At 41.0% G+C, this 20,211-nt stretch carries 24 protein-coding genes; 18 read left to right on the top strand and 6 right to left on the bottom strand.

Annotated features, from left to right (window positions below):
- Window positions 1-227 precede the first annotated feature (227 nt).
- Window positions 228-806, bottom strand: coding sequence for a 5' nucleotidase, NT5C type (locus NST57_RS12265; RefSeq protein WP_025207634.1), 579 nt, complete (start codon window positions 804-806; stop codon window positions 228-230).
- Window positions 807-945: 139 nt separating this feature from the next.
- On the opposite strand from NST57_RS12265, the gene NST57_RS12260 reads away from it, so the two are divergent.
- Window positions 946-1,308, top strand: coding sequence for a cell division protein CrgA (locus tag NST57_RS12260; protein WP_142155510.1), 363 nt, complete (start codon window positions 946-948; stop codon window positions 1,306-1,308).
- 48 nt (window positions 1,309-1,356) lie between these two features.
- Here the strand turns inward: NST57_RS12260 and ispG are convergent, their stop codons facing one another.
- Window positions 1,357-2,472 (bottom strand): flavodoxin-dependent (E)-4-hydroxy-3-methylbut-2-enyl-diphosphate synthase, encoded by a 1,116-nt coding sequence (gene ispG / locus NST57_RS12255; protein WP_008342357.1) that lies wholly within the window; start codon window positions 2,470-2,472, stop codon window positions 1,357-1,359.
- Between the two features lie 106 nt (window positions 2,473-2,578).
- Window positions 2,579-2,881 (bottom strand): hypothetical protein, encoded by a 303-nt coding sequence (locus tag NST57_RS12250; protein WP_142155509.1) that lies wholly within the window; start codon window positions 2,879-2,881, stop codon window positions 2,579-2,581.
- Window positions 2,882-3,090: 209 nt separating this feature from the next.
- Between NST57_RS12250 and NST57_RS12245 the strand changes: the two genes are divergently transcribed.
- A complete protein-coding gene (locus NST57_RS12245) occupies window positions 3,091-3,615 on the top strand; it encodes a GNAT family N-acetyltransferase (RefSeq protein ID WP_341299223.1) in 525 nt (174 codons plus the stop codon).
- 237 nt (window positions 3,616-3,852) lie between these two features.
- Here NST57_RS12245 and NST57_RS12240 read toward each other — a convergent pair whose 3' ends face one another.
- On the bottom strand, window positions 3,853-4,605 hold the full coding sequence (locus tag NST57_RS12240; RefSeq protein WP_035390831.1) for a DUF1189 domain-containing protein: 753 nt from the start codon (window positions 4,603-4,605) through the stop codon (window positions 3,853-3,855).
- Window positions 4,606-4,748: 143 nt separating this feature from the next.
- On the opposite strand from NST57_RS12240, the gene NST57_RS12235 reads away from it, so the two are divergent.
- The 9 genes from NST57_RS12235 (at window position 4,749) to pstB (NST57_RS12195) (ending at window position 14,350) form a co-directional block, all read left to right on the top strand.
- Window positions 4,749-5,234 carry a DUF456 domain-containing protein gene (locus NST57_RS12235; RefSeq protein WP_007501265.1) on the top strand — a complete coding sequence of 162 codons (486 nt, stop codon included), beginning with the start codon at window positions 4,749-4,751 and terminating at the stop codon, window positions 5,232-5,234.
- Window positions 5,235-5,417: 183 nt separating this feature from the next.
- Entirely contained in the window at window positions 5,418-6,026 is a 609-nt protein-coding gene (gene sodA / locus NST57_RS12230; RefSeq protein WP_007501264.1) for a superoxide dismutase SodA, read from the top strand.
- A gap of 123 nt (window positions 6,027-6,149) precedes the next feature.
- Window positions 6,150-7,436, top strand: coding sequence for an MFS transporter (locus tag NST57_RS12225; protein WP_142155507.1), 1,287 nt, complete (start codon window positions 6,150-6,152; stop codon window positions 7,434-7,436).
- Between the two features lie 122 nt (window positions 7,437-7,558).
- Window positions 7,559-9,694 carry a peptidoglycan D,D-transpeptidase FtsI family protein gene (locus NST57_RS12220; protein ID WP_341298617.1) on the top strand — a complete coding sequence of 712 codons (2,136 nt, stop codon included), beginning with the start codon at window positions 7,559-7,561 and terminating at the stop codon, window positions 9,692-9,694.
- A 214-nt stretch (window positions 9,695-9,908) separates the two neighbouring features.
- On the top strand, window positions 9,909-10,826 hold the full coding sequence (locus NST57_RS12215; RefSeq protein ID WP_341298616.1) for a phosphate ABC transporter substrate-binding protein: 918 nt from the start codon (window positions 9,909-9,911) through the stop codon (window positions 10,824-10,826).
- A 79-nt stretch (window positions 10,827-10,905) separates the two neighbouring features.
- Window positions 10,906-11,832: a phosphate ABC transporter permease subunit PstC gene (gene pstC, locus NST57_RS12210; protein ID WP_142155505.1), complete on the top strand. Its 927-nt coding sequence runs from the start codon at window positions 10,906-10,908 to the stop codon at window positions 11,830-11,832.
- The gene (pstA, locus tag NST57_RS12205; RefSeq protein ID WP_007501259.1) at window positions 11,832-12,716 is read left to right on the top strand and encodes a phosphate ABC transporter permease PstA; all 885 of its coding nucleotides are present in this window, start codon (window positions 11,832-11,834) and stop codon (window positions 12,714-12,716) included. The genes pstC and pstA overlap by 1 nt, the downstream gene beginning before the upstream one ends.
- A 23-nt stretch (window positions 12,717-12,739) precedes the next feature.
- On the top strand, window positions 12,740-13,552 hold the full coding sequence (pstB, locus tag NST57_RS12200) for a phosphate ABC transporter ATP-binding protein PstB (protein WP_007501258.1): 813 nt from the start codon (window positions 12,740-12,742) through the stop codon (window positions 13,550-13,552).
- 15 nt (window positions 13,553-13,567) lie between these two features.
- Window positions 13,568-14,350, top strand: coding sequence for a phosphate ABC transporter ATP-binding protein PstB (gene pstB, locus NST57_RS12195; protein WP_341298615.1), 783 nt, complete (start codon window positions 13,568-13,570; stop codon window positions 14,348-14,350).
- A 44-nt stretch (window positions 14,351-14,394) separates the two neighbouring features.
- On the opposite strand, the gene NST57_RS12190 is transcribed toward pstB (NST57_RS12195), so the two are convergent.
- Window positions 14,395-14,895: an endolytic transglycosylase MltG gene (locus tag NST57_RS12190; protein ID WP_008342335.1), complete on the bottom strand. Its 501-nt coding sequence runs from the start codon at window positions 14,893-14,895 to the stop codon at window positions 14,395-14,397.
- Window positions 14,892-15,239 (bottom strand): hypothetical protein, encoded by a 348-nt coding sequence (locus tag NST57_RS12185; RefSeq protein WP_003217285.1) that lies wholly within the window; start codon window positions 15,237-15,239, stop codon window positions 14,892-14,894. Before NST57_RS12185 ends, NST57_RS12190 begins: the two co-directional genes overlap by 4 nt.
- Window positions 15,240-15,690: 451 nt before the next feature.
- Between NST57_RS12185 and rpmG the strand changes: the two genes are divergently transcribed.
- The 7 genes from rpmG (at window position 15,691) to NST57_RS12150 (ending at window position 20,139) form a co-directional block, all read left to right on the top strand.
- A complete protein-coding gene (rpmG, locus tag NST57_RS12180; RefSeq protein WP_008360061.1) occupies window positions 15,691-15,840 on the top strand; it encodes a 50S ribosomal protein L33 in 150 nt (49 codons plus the stop codon).
- Window positions 15,841-15,889: 49 nt separating this feature from the next.
- Complete coding sequence (locus NST57_RS12175; RefSeq protein ID WP_045034376.1) at window positions 15,890-16,450, top strand: 5-formyltetrahydrofolate cyclo-ligase; 561 nt, start codon at window positions 15,890-15,892, stop codon at window positions 16,448-16,450.
- A gap of 84 nt (window positions 16,451-16,534) precedes the next feature.
- Window positions 16,535-16,999: a hypothetical protein gene (locus tag NST57_RS12170; protein ID WP_341298614.1), complete on the top strand. Its 465-nt coding sequence runs from the start codon at window positions 16,535-16,537 to the stop codon at window positions 16,997-16,999.
- Window positions 17,000-17,099: 100 nt separating this feature from the next.
- Entirely contained in the window at window positions 17,100-17,273 is a 174-nt protein-coding gene (locus NST57_RS12165) for a hypothetical protein (RefSeq protein WP_017357994.1), read from the top strand.
- Window positions 17,274-17,359: 86 nt separating this feature from the next.
- Window positions 17,360-18,898 carry a rhomboid family intramembrane serine protease gene (locus NST57_RS12160; protein ID WP_341298613.1) on the top strand — a complete coding sequence of 513 codons (1,539 nt, stop codon included), beginning with the start codon at window positions 17,360-17,362 and terminating at the stop codon, window positions 18,896-18,898.
- A 70-nt stretch (window positions 18,899-18,968) separates the two neighbouring features.
- Window positions 18,969-19,172, top strand: coding sequence for a YqgQ family protein (locus NST57_RS12155; RefSeq protein WP_008342322.1), 204 nt, complete (start codon window positions 18,969-18,971; stop codon window positions 19,170-19,172).
- 13 nt (window positions 19,173-19,185) lie between these two features.
- Window positions 19,186-20,139, top strand: coding sequence for an ROK family glucokinase (locus tag NST57_RS12150; protein WP_142155502.1), 954 nt, complete (start codon window positions 19,186-19,188; stop codon window positions 20,137-20,139).
- Window positions 20,140-20,211 lie beyond the last annotated feature (72 nt).

The following is a 20,211-nucleotide window of genomic DNA, read 5'->3' as shown; positions in this document are numbered from 1 at the left end:
ACGTATCGGCTTCAGCGTGTAGACAAACCCTCGCATTCTTTGTCAGTCCTGCGTTCCGGTGCTCACGAATGTCAAATTCGCTCCGCTCCAGTACTCGTCCTTCCTAGGGCTGCAAAGGTTTTCTATCACGCTTAAACGAAGACAAAGGGCTAAAATAAAGTTCATTTTAGCCCTTTGTCAACAATCTGAAGCCGATACATTAAAAACGTATCGGCTTTTGACCTGTTTTAGTAAGCAGTTTGCAGACGCTTTTCATACTGCTTGATCCATTGAGATGCTTCTTGCCAGTTATTAACGCGAATGATCCGTTCATCAATCGGCATTTGATTATACGGTGAGTTAAACAGAATCACTGGAATGTCAGCTTCTTTTGCAATCATTGTGGCATTGCCATGGTGATCTTCAAAAAACACATCGATCTTATGTTTTTGAACAGCTGCCACCTTATGATGTCCGCCAACAAGCTCGATATCGTCATAATGGACATGATTCTCCTCAAACCATTTGTAGGTGATGTCTGAGTGATGCTGCCTTCTGGCTGTGATATAAATCAATTGATGATGATGTTTCATTTGATTGAGGATTTCTTTTGCACCCTCGGCAGGCTTTGCCTGTTTATAAATAAGAGGCTCATACTCATTCATCCAGCCCCAAAATTCTTCATTTGAAATCTTTAAAAGCTTCGTCAAATCATATTCCGTCATATCATCTAGTGTGATGTCACATTGAAACGACTCATTTAAGTAGGGGACAAAGGTGTCCTGCGCCGTGACTGTGCCATCGATATCAATTCCTAAACGTAACATGCCCACACTCCTCATATTTATCCTCTTAAAGTGTAACATAATCAATTCACAATTCCAGCAAGTTTTAGCAAACATGAAAAAGACATTTTTGCTCATACTAAAAAAGCTCCTTTCTATTAACCAAAAGGGGGAATTGATCATGGAAAGAGACGAAGATTTCAGAAGAAATGATCGTGAAATCGACACACAATTTAGTAATGATGATGGCTATTTAGAGGAAACAGCTGCTGAAATAGCAGAGCCATATCAAGCATCAAGAGATCGTGAAGACAGAAGAGAACGTGACCATGTAGGTGACGATTCAGGCAGTAAGGGGATAGGCTATACAGCACTCGCGATTGCGATTATCTCATTATTTGTCTTGCCGGTGCTATTAGGCGTAGCGGCAATCGTCGTTGGTTATATTGCAAGAAGAAAAGGAGCACATGCGCTTGGCGCATGGTCAATCGGGATCGGAATCGTTTCCGTCATCCTCGGCATCTTTATCACCCCGTTCTTTTAACAGGGCAGGAACAGAAAAACGCCTGACAGTGATGTCAGGCGTTCTTTGTTATGCGTTCGCTTGTTTTGCTTTTTCAGCTTCCATTTTCGCATAATGTTCTTCAGCAATTTTATCGATTTCTTTTTTCAGTTCTTCGACCATTGTTTCTTCTGGTACTTTCCGAACAATTTCACCTTTGCGGAATAAGAGGCCTTCACCTCTAGCACCAGCGATGCCGATATCAGCTTCACGCGCTTCACCCGGACCGTTTACAGCACATCCGAGAACAGCTACTTTAATTGGTGCTTTAATTTTAGAAATATATTCTTCGACTTCATTTGCAATGCTAATGAGGTCAATTTCAATTCGTCCACAAGTTGGACAAGAGATGAGTGTTGCTGCATTTGATGCAAGACCAAATGATTTTAATAATTCACGTGCCACTTTGACCTCTTCGACCGGGTCAGCACTTAATGAAATACGGAGTGTGTTACCAATCCCCATATTCAAGATTGCGCCAAGACCAGCTGCACTTTTGACCGTACCTGCAAATAACGTACCTGATTCTGTAATCCCAAGATGAAGAGGATAATCAAAGGCTTTTGCTGCTTTTTCGTATGCCTCAATCGCAAGGTTTACATCAGATGCTTTCATACTGACAATGATGTCATGGAAATCTAGGTCTTCTAAAATTTTAATGTGATGCAGTGCACTTTCAACCATACCATCTGCTGTTGGATAGCCGTATTTATCAAGAATCTTTTTCTCGAGCGAACCGGCGTTTACCCCAATACGAATTGGAATGCCTTTTTCTTTTGCAGCTTTCACAACAGCTTCGACTTTTTCTCGTCTTCCGATGTTTCCTGGGTTGATACGAATTTTGTCTGCACCTGCTTCAATGGCTTTCAGTGCAAGCTTGTAGTCAAAATGAATGTCGACAACAAGGGGAATGTTGATTTGTTTTTTAATGTCCGCAATCGCATTTGCTGCACGCTCATCTGGGCATGCGACACGCACGATTTGACAGCCAGCTTCTTCTAAACGTTTAATTTCAGCTACTGTCGCTTCGACATCATGTGTTTTGGTTGTCGCCATACTTTGAATGACGACTTCATTGTTTCCACCTATAGTTAAAGGTCCCACTTTGACGGGACGCGTTTTTGTACGATGTGTGACTTCACTCACTTGTCAATCGCTCCTTAGTGTACATGCAATTCGTTTGCAGTGTACGACGTGTTTTACATCTCATATTGTAACAGTCTCTTTGTATGAATGACAAGGAATTAACGTTTTATCTCTTATAGACCGGAAACTTGTATGTGTTGCCTGCCCGAATTTCGTTCGCTTTGACGCCTTGATTCAGTGCTTCAAAATCTTCAATCACTTCATCTAATGGCTTACTTGTATGTACGATAGAGACGACGGTTTGACCTTGTTTGACAGTGACAGTTTTATATGCCTGTTTTTCAGCTGTTTGAAAGGCGCTGGCGGGAACAGCAGGGCCTTCTTGAACGGGGATCGTTCCATTTTTCAAATCAAAAAAGATAATAAAGAGGACAAACAAACTGACTAGTAAAAAAATCATTCGCCGCATTTTACTCACCGCTTTTAAGAGTTTAATTCAGTTTATGCATGTCCCTGAGTTGATAGAACAAAAAAGAGTGAAAAAGCTAGAAAGGGTGGTTCTAGTGAGTTCTAGTATGACTTGTAAGTGAAAAAAGTTTGGAAAAAGCAAGCCTAAGCCCTTTCTTTATTATGATAAAATAAAAACAGGGGGAGAGTATATGAAGAAAATCAGTCAGCATATATATAAGAACACTAACAGAAAGTGATGCAGAAGCACTATTAACACTTGAACGAGAAAACCGCACCTATTTTCAGCAATTTACACCTTTGGTTCAGGATGATTTTTTTACTGTACCTCGTCAAAAGGAACGGATTAACCGCAGTATGCAAAGGCGTGCAAAAGATGAAGCCTATATGCACGGTATTTTCTTAAATGAAACAGAAGCATTAATTGGAACGATCTCACTCAATTCTGTTGAAAGAGGACCGATTCAAGGGGCTTTGCTTGGATATGTACTTGATGAAAAGCAAGGCGGGAAGGGGTATATGACAGAGGCGATTCGTTTGATTATCGATTATGCCTTTAATGAACTGTACCTTCACCGTATTGAGGCTGGCGTAAAACCATCTAACATTGGTTCCATTCGTGTGCTTGAGAAGACAGGGTTTGAAAATGAGGGACTTCATCGTAAAAAAGTAAAGATCAATGATAAGTGGGAGGATCACTATTTATTTGCGATCATCCATCCAGATGAGTCATAGGGTCAAAACAAAAAAAGCTCCCCAAAATGAGGGAGCTTACAGCGTGTAGGCAAACCCTCGCATTCTTTGTCAGTCCTGTGCGCTGGTACTCACGAATGACAAATTCGCTCCGTGCCAGTGCTCGTCCTTCCTAGACTGCAAAGGTTTTCTATCACGCTGAGAAGAAGACAAAGGGCTAAAATCAACAACATTTTAGCCCTTTGTCAACAATCTGAAAGCTCCCCAAAATGAGGGAGCTTATTTCTTTGCAGGTATCTCTTTAACGACAAGATATAAGAAAATAAAGTTAATCACCCAATTTAATAAAAATGAGTTCGCAACCGGCGTGTTTAATGCACTCATGATGGCGAAAAAGACGGTTGTTAATGTGAGTGAATAGGCAGAGAGCTTCCAAAGCATTTGAAAGGACAGCTCTTTTTGCTGCATTCGTTTAATAAATGTGCCAAGCATGGCTAGGAATGTTGCGCTGATGAACATGAGAGCAGCAGTAGATAGGTACAGCAGGACACAAATGACAGGGATAATGATCGCTTGATTCTGGTTTGTGACGCTGGCAAGTTCATCTTTTGTGAGTGTTCCGCCAAGCAGCTGGTATGGAATATCTGTCATTTGTCCGTCAATGGCAATCACTGCTTTTTCTTTCAATAACGCAATGGCTGTTTGTTTTGATTCAAGCTCACTTGATTTTATTTTTTCAGCGGGATCAAAGATAATCGTGATGCCATTTTCTTCTTTTTCTATCGGCGTGCTTTGATCCGCTTGAAGCGTTCCTTTTTCAATGGAAAAGTCGGGTAAATCTTTTTTAATCACATGTTGAAATCCTGACATCGCATTTGAAATCTCTTTGCTCATATGATAGCCCTGGGGGACAGCTGCGATGATCGAAAGGATAAAGATGAATAAAATGGCCTTTCCAATCCCAGTAAAACGTGCTCTGGCAATATCTTTTGGTGAATAAATTCCTTTTAACAATAAACTAAATACGTTCAACCGATTCACTTCCTACATTCTTTTCTATTTCTCACATTGTATCAATGTCTATCCATCCAGTACAAGTACGGCCTTCATTGCTGGTTAAGATAGAAGGAATGAGGCATAATGTATACAGCATATAAAAAGGAGGCGGCTGCGGATTGGACGTGCTGTATTGGATTTTGATCGGCTGTGCATTTATCATTGCGTTTGTGGGACTTGTCTATCCAATCATTCCTAGTGTGGTTTTCATGGTTCTTGGGTTTATTTTATATGGGCTCTTTTTTAGCTTTGAGAAATTGACGCTCACCTTTTGGCTCATTCAAGCCATGTTTACAGCTGTGTTATTTGCCGCGGATTATGTCTCCAATCTAATTGGGGTGAAACGTTTTGGCGGCAGCCGGGCGGCCATTTGGGGAAGTACCATTGGGCTTTTAGCCGGTCCTTTTGTGATTCCGATTGCTGGAATTATCATTGGTCCATTTATCGGCAGTGTCATCGCAGAGCTGCTCGTTCATCAAAAAGATCTGAAGACAAGTGTGAAAGTTGGGCTTGGCTCATTAATTGGTTTTGTGTCAGGCGTATTTGCAAAAGGGTTGATTCAAGCACTGATGCTGGGAATCTTTTTGTTTTATGTGCTTCGCTAAATGGAAAATCGGTGTTTAACACTCTTTCTGAAGGGTTAAATACAAAATAAACACTGAAATGTTTCAGAACATGAGCAATAACGTTGAAACAAGCCGTTTCTTTTGATACTCTTTGATTAGGGTGAATTGCTTACTTACTAAGGAAGCATTTCAGTACATACATTTCTAAGGAGGAATTTAACCATGGCTTTTAAACTTCCAGAATTACCATATGCTTACGATGCATTAGAACCACATATCGACAAGGAAACAATGACGATTCACCACACAAAACACCATAACACTTATGTAACAAATTTAAACAAAGCAATCGAAGGTGTATCAGCTCTTGAAGATCAATCAATTGAAGAGCTAGTGGCTAACTTGAACTCTGTGCCTGAAAACATTCGTACAGCTGTACGTAACAATGGCGGAGGACATGCGAACCACTCATTATTCTGGACGCTTCTTTCACCAAACGGTGGCGGCGCACCAACTGGTGAACTTGCAGATGCGATCGAAAAAGAATTAGGAGGATTTGAAAAATTCAAATCTGATTTCGCTGCAGCAGCTGCAGGACGCTTTGGTTCTGGTTGGGCATGGCTTGTTGTGAACAATGGCAAACTTGAAATCACAAGCACACCAAACCAAGATTCTCCTTTAACTGAAGGAAAAACACCAATCCTAGGACTAGACGTTTGGGAGCATGCTTACTACCTAAACTACCAAAACCGTCGTCCTGATTACATTTCAGCATTCTGGAATGTTGTGAACTGGGATGAAGTAGCTCGCCTTTACAGCGAAGCTAAATAAATGATTTGATTTGAAAAGACCTGCTTCTCTTTGAGAGCGGGTCTTTTTATATTTTCCCTCCTTTTTTTACATATCTGCCTTTTGATGAGACAGACTATTGTGTAGAAAAGGAGAATGAATGATATGAGCAGATTAAAGAAAATGTTCGGGGACATGGATGTCACAAGAGATTTATTGCTCCTCCTCACGATTGGCGGATTATACGCACTTGCGATTGCGCTTTCTAATACGTTTGTGAACGTGTATTTATGGAAACAGTCTGGGCGATTTACAGACCTTGCGATTTATAACTTGGCGATTGTTGTCCTTCAGCCCATTACCTTTTTATTTGCTGGACGGCTCGCTAAAAAAATAGATCGTGCATTTGTCCTTCGTTTCGGTGTCATCTTCTTAGCCGCTTTTTACTTAATTGTTCTCATGGCAGGGGAGCAAGCGGCAGCCCGGCTCGTGTTATTAGGCAGTGTGCTTGGAATCGGCTATGGTTTTTACTGGCTTGCCTTTAACGTGCTCACTTTTGAGATTACTGAACCTGAAACAAGGGATTTCTTTAATGGATTTTTAGGGGTGCTTACCTCTACAGCCGGTATGATCGGGCCGCTCATTGCAGGAATTGTGATTTCTCAATTAACGGATGATACAGGCTATACAGTGATTTTCACTTTATCGCTTTTTTTGTTTTCACTAGCGGTTGTGATGAGCTTTTTCCTCAAGAGAAGACAATCAAAAGGAAAATTTATCATTAAGCAAATTTGGAAAGAGCGCCATGCGGACGAGAATTGGCGCAAGATCACAACTGCTCACTTTTTTCAGGGGCTTCGTGAAGGCGTGTTTGTCTTTTTAATCAGTGTCTTTGTGTTTATTGCAACAAACAGTGAGCTTGCTTTAGGCACATTTGGTCTAGTCAATTCAGGTGTTGCCTTTTTTGCCTATTTCTTTGCTACCCGTTTGATTAAGAAAAAATGGCGCAAAAAAGCAATTATGTTTGGCGGGCTTATTTTATACGGTGCTTTATTTTTAATCGTCTTTCACTTGTCCTATGTATCACTCCTTATGTACGCTGTAGCCATTGCGATCGGATACCCGCTGCTGCTTGTTCCGTATGTCTCTTTAACTTACGATGTCATCGGTCATGCCAGATATGCAAGAAAAGCCCGAATTGAATATATTGTGGTCAGAGAACTATTTTTAAATGCAGGGCGTATTTGTTCGATTGTCTTTTTTCTTTTATCGGTCACCTTACTGGGCGATCGGCTTGGGATTCCTGCTTCACTAGTCGTACTCGGAGCGGGGCACACCCTTATTTATTATTTTGTAAAAGACATTCATTTAAAAGAAAAAACAGCTGATATAAAAGAGGCTGACGGTCAAAAGCCTGTTTCTCAAACGAACCTTATGAAGGGAGAAAGGTAAAATTTCTTACCAAAGGAACATCAAATTTCTAGATAAATGATAGAAAAACAGCTAAAATGATGATGGCACCTTTTATACACAAAAAGGGGTGCCATTTCTTTCTTGATAGAAAAGGTGATGTGATGAGAAACAAGAAAAACAAAAAAGACGCGAAGGAAGGGCGCAAAACACTTCCGATCCGGCTGAATTTATTATTTTTAGCTGCGTTCATTATTTTTACCGGTGTTGTGGTCAGACTCGGTTTTGTACAGATTGTGAATGGAGAAGATTATAAAAAGCAGGCAGAAAAACAAGAAGACGTGAATGTAAGTTCATCTGCTCCGCGAGGAAAAATTTATGATCGAAACTATAATACGATTGTCAGCAATAAAGCGCTAAATGCCATTACATATACGAGAACCTCGACGACTTCACAAGAAGAGCGGCTCAAAGTGGCAACAAAATTAGCGGATATGATTCACGTAAGTACGAAGAAAATCACAGATCGTGATAAAAAAGATTTCTGGATCTTAACCCATCCGAATGAAGCGAAAAAGCTTGTTCAAAAGGAAGCCGATTTAAAGGGTGACGATAAGGTCTCTGATGATAAACTATACGAGCTCCAGCTGAAACGCATCACAGACAAGGAATTAAATCAACTGACGAAAAAAGATTTGCAAGTGCTTGCGATTAAAAGACAAATGGATGCAGGCTATGCACTTACGCCTCAATTCATTAAAAATGAAGATGTAAAACCAAGTGAAATTGCTTACGTCTCTGAGCATTTGGACGAGCTGCCAGGTGTAGATGTCACAACAGACTGGTCGCGCAGCTATCCTTATAAAGGACTGCTCCGCAGTATGCTCGGCAGTGTGTCTTCAAGTGATGAAGGTCTTCCGTCGTCACTGCTTGAACATTATCTATCACTCGGCTACAGCCGAAATGATCGTGTAGGAAAAAGCTATCTAGAATATCAATATGAAGATGTGCTGCAAGGTCAAAAAGAAAAAGAACAAAGTACAACAGATAAAGAAGGCAATGTCACAAGCTCTAAAGTGTTAACAGAAGGAAAGAGCGGGAAAGACCTTGTGCTGACGATTGATATTCAGCTGCAAAAAGCGGTGGAAAAAATCATCGAAAAGAACTTGAAAAGTGCGAAGCAAAGAGGCGGCACAGAACTTCTTGATCGTGCGTTTGTTGTCATGATGGACCCGAGAAATGGGGAAGTGCTCTCGATTGCGGGTAAACAGATTACCAATAAGAATGGGACATACAAATTTGATGACTATGCACTAGGAACGATGACATCATCATATGCGATGGGATCAGCTGTAAAAGGGGCAACTGTACTGACAGGATATAAAACAGGGGCTATTCACATCGGAAGTACACAATACGATGAACCGCTCTATATCGCGCAGTCACCGCCAAAGAAATCCTATGCAAATATGGGACTCATTAATGATTTAACAGCGCTAGAGCGTTCATCAAACGTGTATATGTTCAAAACAGCGATCGCTATCGGAAAAGGGGAATACCGTAAGAACCAGGCGCTCCCAATTGATACAAAGGCGTTTGATACGTTCCGTTACAATTTTAGTAAATTTGGTCTTGGAGTGGAGACAGGTATTGACCTGCCAAACGAAGCAACTGGTTATCGTGGAACATCTACACAATCTGGTCTTTTACTTGACTATGCGATTGGACAATATGACACGTTTACACCGCTGCAAATGGCGCAATACGTCTCAACGATTGCCAATGGCGGCTATCGTTTACGTCCTCAGCTCGTAAAAGAAGTGAGAGAGCCAGATCCGCAAAGAGGCATTGGGGCTGTAACGGAGTCCGTCAAGCCGGATGTACTAAATAAGCTCGATATGACAAGTGATCAGATCAAACGCGTACAGCAAGGGTTCAAGCTTGTGATGCAGAACCCAAGAGGGACAGCATATTCGAACTTTGGTAACAAAAAATACAATCCAGCTGGCAAAACAGGGACCGCTCAATCATTCTATGACGGCCCGATTAAAAGCAAACGCGGCACACCGACGTATAACACAACACTTGTTGCGTATGCGCCTGCTGATAATCCAGAAGTAGCGATTTCAGTCGTCGTGCCTTGGGTGTATCAAGATTACAACCAGCGCTATCCAATTACAAATGATATTGGTGAACAAGTATTAGACAAGTACTTTGAACTGAAATCGAAACAGGAAAGCAATGATACACAAGCGAAGAACAAAAACAAAATTGAAAATGAAGCAGAAACAAATAACTAGACCTATTCTAGGTAAAAACGCTCACTTTTTGTGGGCGTTTTTTTATATTTTCTTCAAACTTTTCGATATAAATTGACAAAAATCATAAAAAACCCCGCAATTTCTCTACAAATCTTCGACATTTACAAAACCTTAACATTCCATTTAAACGAAATTAATAAAGAACCTTTAATGTATTACTCGTAGGACAAATTATTCAGGGGGTATTCTTGAAATGAAAAAGAACAAATTATGGCTGCTTTCTTTCCTTACTATCGCATTGTTAGCATTCGTCACAGCATGCGGAAACAGCAGCTCAAGCGGAGATTCAAAAGACAGTAAAGGAAATGCTTCAAACAAAGATGAGGCATCAGGTTCCATTACCATCTCAGGATCATCTGCGATGCAGCCTTTAGTTCTTGCGGCAGCAGAAAAATTCATGGATAAACATCCAAAAGCCGATATTCAAGTACAAGCCGGCGGTTCAGGAACAGGACTTTCTCAAGTATCAGAAGGATCTGTACAAATTGGTAACTCAGATGTATTCGCAGAAGAGAAAGACGGAATCGACGCAAAAGCTTTAACAGACCACAAAGTAGCAGTTGTTGGAATGGCGGCAGCTGTTAACCCTGAAGTTGGTGTCAAAGACATCACAAAGGACGAATTGAAAAAAATCTTCACTGGTAAAATCAAAAACTGGAAAGAGCTTGGCGGGAAAGACCAAAAAATCACACTTGTGAACAGACCTGACTCATCAGGAACTCGTGCAACATTTGTGAAATATGCACTTGACGGCGCGACACCTGCAGAAGGAATCACAGAGGATTCTTCAAACACAGTGAAAAAGTTGATTGCAGAAACACCAGGTGCGATTGGGTACCTAGCATTCTCTTATTTAACAGATGACAAAATTACACCGCTTAGCATTGATGGTGTGAAACCAGAAGAAAGCAATGTAGAAAGCGGTAAATATACAATTTGGGCATACGAGCACTCTTATACAAAAGGTGAGCCAGACGGTTTAGCAAAACAATTTTTAGATTACTTGATGAGTGACGAAGTACAAAAAGAAATCGTTAAAGACCAAGGCTACATCTCAGTCTCTAATATGAAAGTAGAAAGAGACGCAACAGGCAAACAAACAGATAAGTAAAAGGTCTTGAATTGATGATGAAGGAAAAGTGGAGCTTTTCACTTTTCCTTTTATGACATTCATAGGAGTGTAGAAAAAGATGAAACAGATAGAACATACAGAAGCGAGCGATCGACTGATCAGCTCGAAAAAAAATAGGCAAATGGATGAAGTAAGAGGAAGTATTTTGGTGAAATTTTGCGCATTCTTCATGATTGCTGTATCAATTGCCATCACGATCTTCCTTGGCATTAAGGGTTTACAATCTTTCATCGTAAATGGTGTAAGCCCAATTGAGTTCTTAACCAGTATCAATTGGAACCCTACAGCAGAAAATCCGCAATACGGCGCATTTCCATTTATCTTTGGATCAATCGCTGTCACGCTTCTATCAGCACTCATAGCAGCACCGCTAGGCATCGCAGGAGCGATCTTTATGACAGAAATTGCACCTGCATGGGGACGGAAAATTCTCCAGCCAGTGATTGAACTGCTTGTAGGGATTCCATCCGTTGTTTACGGATTCATAGGTCTTACAGTATTGGTGCCGTTTATTGGACACTTTAAGTCAAGCGGTTCAGGGCACAGTGTTTTAGCAGGAACGATTGTCCTTTCTATTATGATTCTGCCAACTGTTACATCCATTGCAACTGACGCAATGGCTTCACTTCCAAAAAGTTTACGTGAGGGATCGTATGCATTAGGCGCAACAAGATGGCAAACGATCAGACGTGTTCTTGTACCTGCAGCGCTTCCGACATTAATGACAGCAGTCGTGCTTGGAATGGCAAGAGCATTTGGAGAAGCCCTTGCCGTTCAGATGGTCATTGGAAACACGCGTAATCTACCAGAAAGTATTATGGACACAGCTGGTACATTAACAACCATTATTACGTTAAACATGGGACATACAACGTATGGAAGTGTTGAAAACAATACACTTTGGTCAATGGGACTTGTCCTTCTAGTTGTATCATTTATGTTCATACTCATTATCAGATACTTGTCATCTAGGAGGAAGATTTAATGAATAGCAAAATGACCGATCGTTTTGCCACAATCGTTTTTGGATTATGTGCCGCCATTATTACGGCGATACTTGTTGGCTTGTTTTCTTATATCATCTTCAACGGTGCCAAAGAATTAAATTTTGACTTTTTGACTACCCGCTCAAGTGCGATTGGCTCTGGCGGCGGTATTAGGGATCAGCTGTTTAACTCGTTTTACATTCTATTTATTACGATGCTGTTTACCGTGCCTCTTGGCGTGGGCGGCGGGGTGTACATGGCAGAATATGCACCTCAAAATAAAGTGACTGATTTTATTCGTACATGTATTGAAGTGTTATCTTCCCTGCCATCGATCGTCATCGGTATGTTTGGTTTGCTGATGTTTGTTAATTTAACAGGATGGGGCTATACGATCATCGGAGGAGCCCTTGCGCTCACTGTCTTTAATCTGCCAGTGATGGTCAGGGTGACAGAAGATGCACTTCGATCTGTACCGAAGGATCAAAAGGAAGCATCGCTTGCGCTCGGTGTGACAAAGTGGCATACAGTGAAGACAGTTCTAATCCCAGGTGCGATTCCATCCATTATTACCGGAGCGATTTTAGCATCGGGAAGAGTTTTCGGTGAGGCGGCTGCTCTTCTTTTCACAGCAGGTCTTTCAACACCGCGTCTTGATTTTACAAACTGGAGTCCTTTCTCCGATACGTCACCACTGAATATTTTTAGACCGGCAGAAACATTAGCCGTTCATATATGGAACGTCAATACACAGGGGATTATTCCAGATGCAGAGGCCATTGCAAATGGTGCATCAGCCGTACTTGTGCTCTCTGTTTTAGTATTCAACTTAGCAGCTAGATGGCTTGGTTCATTTATTCATAAGAAGCTTACGTCAAAATAAATAGTGAGAGGTGTGAAGGGGATATGGTTCAAATGCTAGCAGAAAAAAAAGAGATTGCAGCAAAAAAGGCTCCACTTCAAGCGGAACAGATTCTACAGGTGCAGGATTTAAGTATTTATTATGGTGAAAAAAGAGCGGTCAATCAAATTTCATTTGAAATTGAAAAAAATGCAATCACTGCATTAATTGGCCCATCAGGGTGCGGAAAATCGACTTTTTTACGCAGTATTAACCGCATGAATGACCTGATTCCAGGTGCACGAAGTGAAGGGGCGATCATGTACGAAGGGTTAAATATTTTGGATGACCGTATTAATGTGGTGAATTTAAGAAGAGAAATCGGGATGGTCTTCCAAAAGCCAAATCCATTTCCTAAATCCATCTACAACAACATTACGCATGCGCTAAAATATGCGGGTGAAAAAAGGAAATCAGTGCTTGATGATGCGGTAGAAGAAAGCTTAACAAAGGCAGCGCTATGGGATGAGGTCAAAGATCGTTTGCACCGCTCTGCCTTATCATTATCAGGTGGCCAGCAGCAGCGTCTCTGTATTGCACGTACCCTTGCGATGAAACCTAGCGTGCTTTTATTAGATGAACCGGCTTCTGCCTTAGACCCGATCTCAAATGCAAAAATTGAAGAGCTATTATCGGAATTGAAACATGATTATTCGATTGTCATTGTCACACATAATATGCAGCAAGCGTTACGTGTATCTGATCATACAGCCTTTTTCCTGAACGGTGATCTAGTGGAATACGATGCGACTGAACGTATCTTTACACGTCCTGCGCAGCAAAAAACAGAAGACTATATTAATGGTCGATTCGGATAAGGCGGGTGGATTTTGATGAATGCAGTAGCAATTGAAACAGCCAAAAAAGAAGTGTTTCGTGTGAATGATATGAACCTTTGGTACGGTCAGCATCACGCACTGAAGCATATTGATTTAGACATTAAAGAGCATGAGGTCACAGCGATTATCGGCCCGTCCGGCTGCGGAAAGTCAACATTTATAAAGACCTTAAATCTCATGGTCAAAACAGTGCCAGGTGTGAAAATCACCGGGGATATGATGTATAACGGTGACAATATTTTAAAAGGCCGTGTCGATCTAGTGGAACTGCGTAAAAACGTCGGGATGGTCTTTCAAAAGGGAAACCCATTCCCTCAATCTATCTTTGATAATGTCGTCTACGGGCCAAGAATTCATGGGGTGAAGAGCAAGCAGCAATTGAAAGAAATCGCTGAAAAAGCGCTTCGTGATGTTGCCCTTTGGGATGAAGTGAAAGATCGATTGAGTGCGCCTGCATTAGGTCTTTCCGGCGGTCAGCAGCAGCGCCTTTGTATCGCAAGAGCCATTGCCACAAGCCCTGATATTCTATTAATGGATGAACCAACATCTGCGCTTGATCCTGTTTCAACATTAAAGATTGAAGAATTGATCATGAAACTGAAAGAGAAATACACGATTGCCATTGTGACGCATAATATGCAGCAAGCGGCAAGGGTATCCGACCGAACAGCGTTCTTTTTGATGGGCGAGCTTGTTGAGGTCAATGATACGAATGTGATGTTTTCAGAGCCGAATGATCAAAGAACAAATGATTATATATCAGGAAGATTTGGATAATCAAAAACCCCCTGGTGCTCAATGCCGCCAGGGGGTTTTTGATGTTATTTTGTTAAGGCTTTGACGATTTGTTTGAATGTCATACCTGTTTTTAAATTGAATTTGCCGGCACGAATTTCTTTATGGTAGCCAGCGTCTATCACGTAATCATTAAAATCTTTAGACGAGTTGATGATTCCGTCCTTTTCAAGCATGTCTGAAACATCACTTGTGCTCATACCGTTTTTAATCACGAATTTAACCGTTTTGCCTTTTGGCTTGTCCGTTGTTTGTTTATCGTTCTGAGAATCGCCGTCTTCATTTGCTTTCAGCGCTTTTTCTTTATAATCAAGAAGTTGTTGATATGTTTCACGGCTGACGGAGACTTCTTTTTTAGAGTCTAAGTAATTTTTCACGTCAGTGTCTGTCACTTTCGCTGCGAGGGTTTCTTTTGTTGTAGAATCAGCTGCCGCTTCATCTTTTCCAGTAAGGAAAAAGACGATCGCCAGAACACCAGTTGCAAGAATCATACCTGCTGCAAACGTTTGGATGCTTTTTTTCGTCATACAAGCACCCTCTCGTTGTCTTTAATGATCATGTTCACATCTTCTACAGATACATGCTCAGCGCGCGCAATGGCCTCAGGAGACATGCCATTTTGATGCTTTGAAATGATTTGTCTTGCAATAGATGGATCAATTTCTGAATGCTTGCGGACAACGATGTTTGTTTCAAGCAATTCTTCTTCAAGAACCTTCATTTTCTTTTTCAGTTTATAGATTTCTTGCATTGCAGATAGTTGAAGTGTTTCAAGTTCCTGTTCGACTTCTTTAATCGGCTCTCTTTGAAAATATGAGAATGCGATCAGTACAATACTGACAACAAGCAATCCGATAATTGCAATTTCCATGTTTCATCACCTTTTATTCATATTTTAATGCTGAAAGCCAAAAAAGGCTCTCATGTTTGTTTCAGACAGTTTTCGACCCTTCTTTTTTATACCATAAAAAAGCTAGTTTCAAAAGGAATTGCTGAAAAAATCACCTTTTTTTCATCATTTTTCTTTTTATAGGGAAACCGAGTATGAAAACCTTGCCCGCTGTTAAAATAAAAGAAGACGGATCAGATGAAAAAAAGCTGTGGAACAAAGAGGGGGTTCTCATGTATACAGTACGACAAAGAACGTGTTTTTATAGGGGAGAAGGCGATTTTTCATCACATGACTAGACAATATGGATCAGGATGCGGGTGGAATGCATTGAAAAATGAAATTGGTGAAAAAACATTCTAGCATTCCTTAGCTAGAAGTGGTATTATAGTTAGGTCTGAATGTGAATTGATTTTAGTTTGGAGGGAAAAACATGCGCGTAAATATTACTCTAGCTTGCACTGAATGCGGTGAGCGTAACTATATTACTAAAAAGAATAAGCGAAACAATCCAGATCGCGTTGAATTCAAAAAGTATTGCTCACGTGATAAAAAACAAACTTTACATCGTGAAACAAAGTAAGCAGCAGGGAATTTTCCTGCTGTTTTTTTATGATGGGAGATGAACCTGTATGAAAAAGGAGCTCCGCCTTCAAACATTAGCCATGCTTGATCAGATAAGCGCTGAAGAGTTCAATCGCCACGCCGCTCTACTTCATGAACACGTGTTGCAGCTGCCAGCATGGAAACAGGCGAAAACGATTGCTTTGACTATGTCTAGGGGAAAAGAAATACCGACAATGCCTCTGATTGAAAAAGCGTGGGAAGAAGGAAAAACAGTTTGTATTCCCACCTGTTTTCCGAAAACAAAAGAGATGGTGTTTTATGAATATACACCTGAAACAAAGATGACATCCAGCTACTTTGGGCTATTGGAGCCAGATCCTCTTGAGTCTACAGCTGTGCATAAAGAAGCCATTGATTTGATCATTGTCCCTGGGGTGTGCTTCGATCAACGTGGTTACCGGATTGGATTTGGTGGCGGCTATTATGATCGCTACTTAGCGGACTACCACGGCGTAACGATTGCCCTTTGTTTGTCTTTACAGCAGACGAGGCATATACCGGCTGAAGCGCACGACATACCGGTTTCTATGATTGTCAGTGAAAAAGGTACGTTATATCAAAAGTGAAGGCCCGCTCATTGTCCAAAACGGGCTTTTTGTGTTGAGATCGTTTCATTAGCTCATGGCATTTTAGCTAGTAGGAGGCGTGTTTTGAAAAAATTTCGAGGAAAGAAAAGATACTTCCGTAATTTGTGGGAGGAAGTGAATACTTTTGACTTACAACTTGATCATGATTATTGGTTCGATTTTTTTCATACACATCTTGATTTTTGGGGTGTTGGGAAAAATAGCTTGAAAATAAGAAGAGAGCATATTAAAGCTCATGTCGCCTTGTACAATAGAACACTCAAGCTGCTTGAAGGTTTTGAAAAGCCATATCAAACATGGATTTGTATTTACGAACAAGATCCTGCATTAGACGCAGTATATATCCATATACCAAATCCAAACGATCACAACTTCCCGCATAAGATCGAAGAGTTAGAGTGGAATGGTAAACTGCCTCATACGTTCAAGGATTTGATTGACCTTCAACAATTTGATGTATCTTATCTTCAAACAGAGTATGGAGAAGAGTTTTATATTCAATCAAAAGAACAAGGGATTAGGCTGTGAAAACTGACTAATAAAAGAGGCCATTGTCAGCGATAAAAATGATGGTTCATGCATAAACAAATCCTATTTAAGCCACGATACGAACATAGGAGGGAATATGATGAATAAAATGATTTGGAGCATTGTGTTCACACTGTTTGCATTCGTTCTTGTGCAAAATCGTTATCGGGTCATGAATTTGATCTTAGGTCAAAACCAAGTGCGTCACTTTTTTATTAAATGGCTGATGAAAATCCCATATTTTCGGACGAAATTTATTCGCCAAGCATTTTAATCCCGCAAAAGCCGGGATTTTTTTGTTGAGAAATGCGTATAAGAGTAATTCTTGCTATAATAATGTAAAAAATGGAGCGCGAATGAATGAATGTCATAGATAGTCTATTTTGGCGAGTGATTGATGAACTAAGACAAAAAGGATACGAGATGATTCAAAGTCCGTACCCAGAAGATGAAATCTTTTTTGAAGCACCACGAAACTCAGGATATGATCTCATCCGTCTATATAGAAGAGATGTGAATTTTAGACAGGAGATCGTTCGAGATATGGAAGAGCAGGCCTTTCGGATGAATCAGTTGAGAGAAGCCATGCGTAAACGTTCTCTTCATCTCCTGCAGCTACAATTTACAGCTGATCATCCAGTAGATGATTGGGAAGACATAAACGGTCAACCGCAAAAACAGCAAAAGGTGACGGTGACACCTGTTTTACTGAATGAAGAAACCCTTCAAAACGATGGACACGAGCTGCAAAAATGGCTGAATACATCACTTTCGCTTGATGTAGAAGAGGCGAAGGCAGATACAGCCGAAGATGTGATGCAGCTTAAAATGAACGTGCTTCAGGCATTTCAAGATCAGGAAAAGCAGCGTGAACGAGAACGGGCCGTTTTTCAAAATGGCAGACCGATTTTCACCTACTTGTTAATCGCAGTTCAAGTGGTGATGTTTCTTTTACTTGAATTATCTGGTGGAAGTACCAATACAGCCACTTTAACAGCATTCGGTGCGAAAAATAATGTGCTGATTTTAGAGGGTGAATGGTGGCGCTTTGTGACACCTATGTTTTTACACATTGGTTTGACGCATTTACTCTTTAATACATTTGCTCTTTGGTCCGTTGGAGCGGCTGTTGAGAGAATTTATGGTTCAAGAAGATTTTTGCTAATTTATTTGATTTCCGGTATCTTTGGCTCTATAGCGAGCTTTGTGTTTAATACAGCCATCGCAGCCGGAGCATCGGGTGCGATCTTTGGCTGTTTAGGTGCATTGCTATATTTAGCGATCTCTAACCGGAAGCTCTTCTTTCGTACGATGGGGACAAATATTATCGTGATTATTCTCATCAACTTAGGGATAGGTTTCACTGTATCAGGGATCGATAATGCAGGGCATCTTGGGGGGCTTGTAGGTGGATTTTTAGCCGCTTTAGTGGTCCGTCTTCCTAAACAGTTTCAGCCTGTCAAAATGCTTCTTGCTAGTCTTCTTCTCCTTCTTATTGGCGGGTTTGGATTGTATACAGGGTTTCATTCAGACGATCAAAAAGAAGCGGCGGCAACTAGCGAGGCAGCGAGTTTATTTGATGAAAAGAACTATAGCGAAGCAAGTCAGCGTCTAGAGGAATATGTAAAGCAAAAGGATGCCTCAGCTGAAGCACTTCATATATATGCACTTTCCGAAGCGCAGCTTGGACATCTTGACAAGGCCATTGAGTATTTGCAAAAGTCGCTCGAAAAAGATCCAAATGAGCCGAATAAATTGTATCACTTATCGTTGTTATATGTAGAAAAAGGCGAGACAGCGGAAGCAGACGACTTCATCGAAAAAGCATTAAAACAAGATCCGCAAAATGACCAATTTTTAAAGTTGAAACAATATATTGAAAACACCCAAACACGTTGAATGACTTGACTGAAAGCGTATTTATGAATACGCTTATCCTATCTGTTGATTTAGAGAAATGGTGAAAATAATGAAAACGTTATATGATGTACAGCAGCTGCTCATGAGATTTGGAAATTACGTGTATTTCGGAGATCGTGAAGTGGAATTAGAATTTATGGCAGATGAATTGAAGGAAATGTACACATCGGGCATCATCGATCGAACTGAATGGTCAAACGCAATGACCATCCTTCAAATGGAACTAGCCAAATTAAATCGAAAAACAATGTGAAGGTGGAGGACGTATGACAGGGGATTGGTTTGTAGGAGTTGATCTTGGCGGTACGACAATTAAGCTTGCGTTTATTAATCTTTATGGTGAAATTCAGCATAAGTGGGAGATTCCTACGGATAAATCTGGGCAGACAATTACAGTCGACATTGCCAAGTCAATTGACCATAAACTAGTTGAGATCAGCATGCCGAAATCAGCGCTAATTGGGATCGGTATGGGGGCACCTGGACCAGTGGATAAAGTATCCGGAATTGTCTATAAAACAACGAATCTGGGCTGGACAAACTATCCCTTGAAAGACCATTTAGAGGCAGAGACAGGACTTCCATCTGTCATCGAAAATGATGCGAACATTGCTGCACTCGGTGAAATGTGGAAGGGTGCAGGTGATGGCGCCAAAAACATCCTGATGGTTACACTGGGCACAGGGGTTGGCGGCGGTATTATTGTCAATGGAGAAGTGGTTCAAGGCGAAACAGGTGCTGGTGGAGAAATTGGTCATATTTGTGCCGTTCCTTTTCAAGGAGCACCATGTAACTGCGGGAGAACAGGCTGTATTGAAACCATTGCGTCTGCCACAGGTATCGTCCGAATCGCAAAAGATACATTACAAACAAATAGCCATACATCATCACTTGGCTCACTTACTTCACTGTCTGCAAAGGATGTATTTGAGGCAGCAGAAAACGGAGACGAACTTGGGATGCGTGTGGTAGATGAAGTGACAACCCATCTTGGTCTTGTCCTTGCGAATCTGGCTAGTGCCTTAAACCCAACGAAAATCGTCATTGGCGGGGGGGTATCTAAAGCGGGCGAGCTTCTTCGCAGTAAAGTAGAGCGTGTCGTCAAACATCATGCCTTCCCGCCATGTGCTGAGGATGTTGAAGTGGTGATTGCCTCACTAGGAAACGATGCAGGCGTGATCGGCGGTGCATGGATGGCAAAAAACAAATGGTTGTCTTAAATAAAAAAGTCATCATGATGTCATTTTTATTAAAAAAAGCGATAGATGGGCATGAAATGAAATGTTTAGCAT

The organism is Bacillus sp. FSL M8-0077 (assembly GCF_038050255.1).
GTDB lineage: Bacteria > Bacillota > Bacilli > Bacillales > Bacillaceae > Bacillus > Bacillus altitudinis.
This window is presented reverse-complemented; position numbering and strand designations above follow the sequence as displayed.

What these genes read in the sequence shown, in the direction of transcription:
- NST57_RS12155 (WP_008342322.1), top strand. Translation starts at nt 18,969, where the DNA reads ATGAAAACGTTATATGATGTACAGCAGCTGCTCATGAGATTTGGAAAT.
- pstA (WP_007501259.1), top strand. Translation starts at nt 11,832, where the DNA reads ATGAATAGCAAAATGACCGATCGTTTTGCCACAATCGTTTTTGGATTA.
- NST57_RS12185 (WP_003217285.1), bottom strand. Translation starts at nt 15,239, where the DNA reads ATGGAAATTGCAATTATCGGATTGCTTGTTGTCAGTATTGTACTGATC.
- NST57_RS12260 (WP_142155510.1), top strand. Translation starts at nt 946, where the DNA reads ATGGAAAGAGACGAAGATTTCAGAAGAAATGATCGTGAAATCGACACA.
- sodA (WP_007501264.1), top strand. Translation starts at nt 5,418, where the DNA reads ATGGCTTTTAAACTTCCAGAATTACCATATGCTTACGATGCATTAGAA.
- NST57_RS12190 (WP_008342335.1), bottom strand. Translation starts at nt 14,895, where the DNA reads ATGACGAAAAAAAGCATCCAAACGTTTGCAGCAGGTATGATTCTTGCA.
- NST57_RS12265 (WP_025207634.1), bottom strand. Translation starts at nt 806, where the DNA reads ATGTTACGTTTAGGAATTGATATCGATGGCACAGTCACGGCGCAGGAC.
- pstB (WP_341298615.1), top strand. Translation starts at nt 13,568, where the DNA reads ATGAATGCAGTAGCAATTGAAACAGCCAAAAAAGAAGTGTTTCGTGTG.
- NST57_RS12220 (WP_341298617.1), top strand. Translation starts at nt 7,559, where the DNA reads ATGAGAAACAAGAAAAACAAAAAAGACGCGAAGGAAGGGCGCAAAACA.
- NST57_RS12150 (WP_142155502.1), top strand. Translation starts at nt 19,186, where the DNA reads ATGACAGGGGATTGGTTTGTAGGAGTTGATCTTGGCGGTACGACAATT.
- NST57_RS12160 (WP_341298613.1), top strand. Translation starts at nt 17,360, where the DNA reads ATGAATGTCATAGATAGTCTATTTTGGCGAGTGATTGATGAACTAAGA.
- NST57_RS12165 (WP_017357994.1), top strand. Translation starts at nt 17,100, where the DNA reads ATGAATAAAATGATTTGGAGCATTGTGTTCACACTGTTTGCATTCGTT.
- pstB (WP_007501258.1), top strand. Translation starts at nt 12,740, where the DNA reads ATGGTTCAAATGCTAGCAGAAAAAAAAGAGATTGCAGCAAAAAAGGCT.
- NST57_RS12250 (WP_142155509.1), bottom strand. Translation starts at nt 2,881, where the DNA reads ATGCGGCGAATGATTTTTTTACTAGTCAGTTTGTTTGTCCTCTTTATT.
- pstC (WP_142155505.1), top strand. Translation starts at nt 10,906, where the DNA reads ATGAAACAGATAGAACATACAGAAGCGAGCGATCGACTGATCAGCTCG.
- NST57_RS12175 (WP_045034376.1), top strand. Translation starts at nt 15,890, where the DNA reads ATGAAAAAGGAGCTCCGCCTTCAAACATTAGCCATGCTTGATCAGATA.
- NST57_RS12215 (WP_341298616.1), top strand. Translation starts at nt 9,909, where the DNA reads ATGAAAAAGAACAAATTATGGCTGCTTTCTTTCCTTACTATCGCATTG.
- rpmG (WP_008360061.1), top strand. Translation starts at nt 15,691, where the DNA reads ATGCGCGTAAATATTACTCTAGCTTGCACTGAATGCGGTGAGCGTAAC.
- NST57_RS12225 (WP_142155507.1), top strand. Translation starts at nt 6,150, where the DNA reads ATGAGCAGATTAAAGAAAATGTTCGGGGACATGGATGTCACAAGAGAT.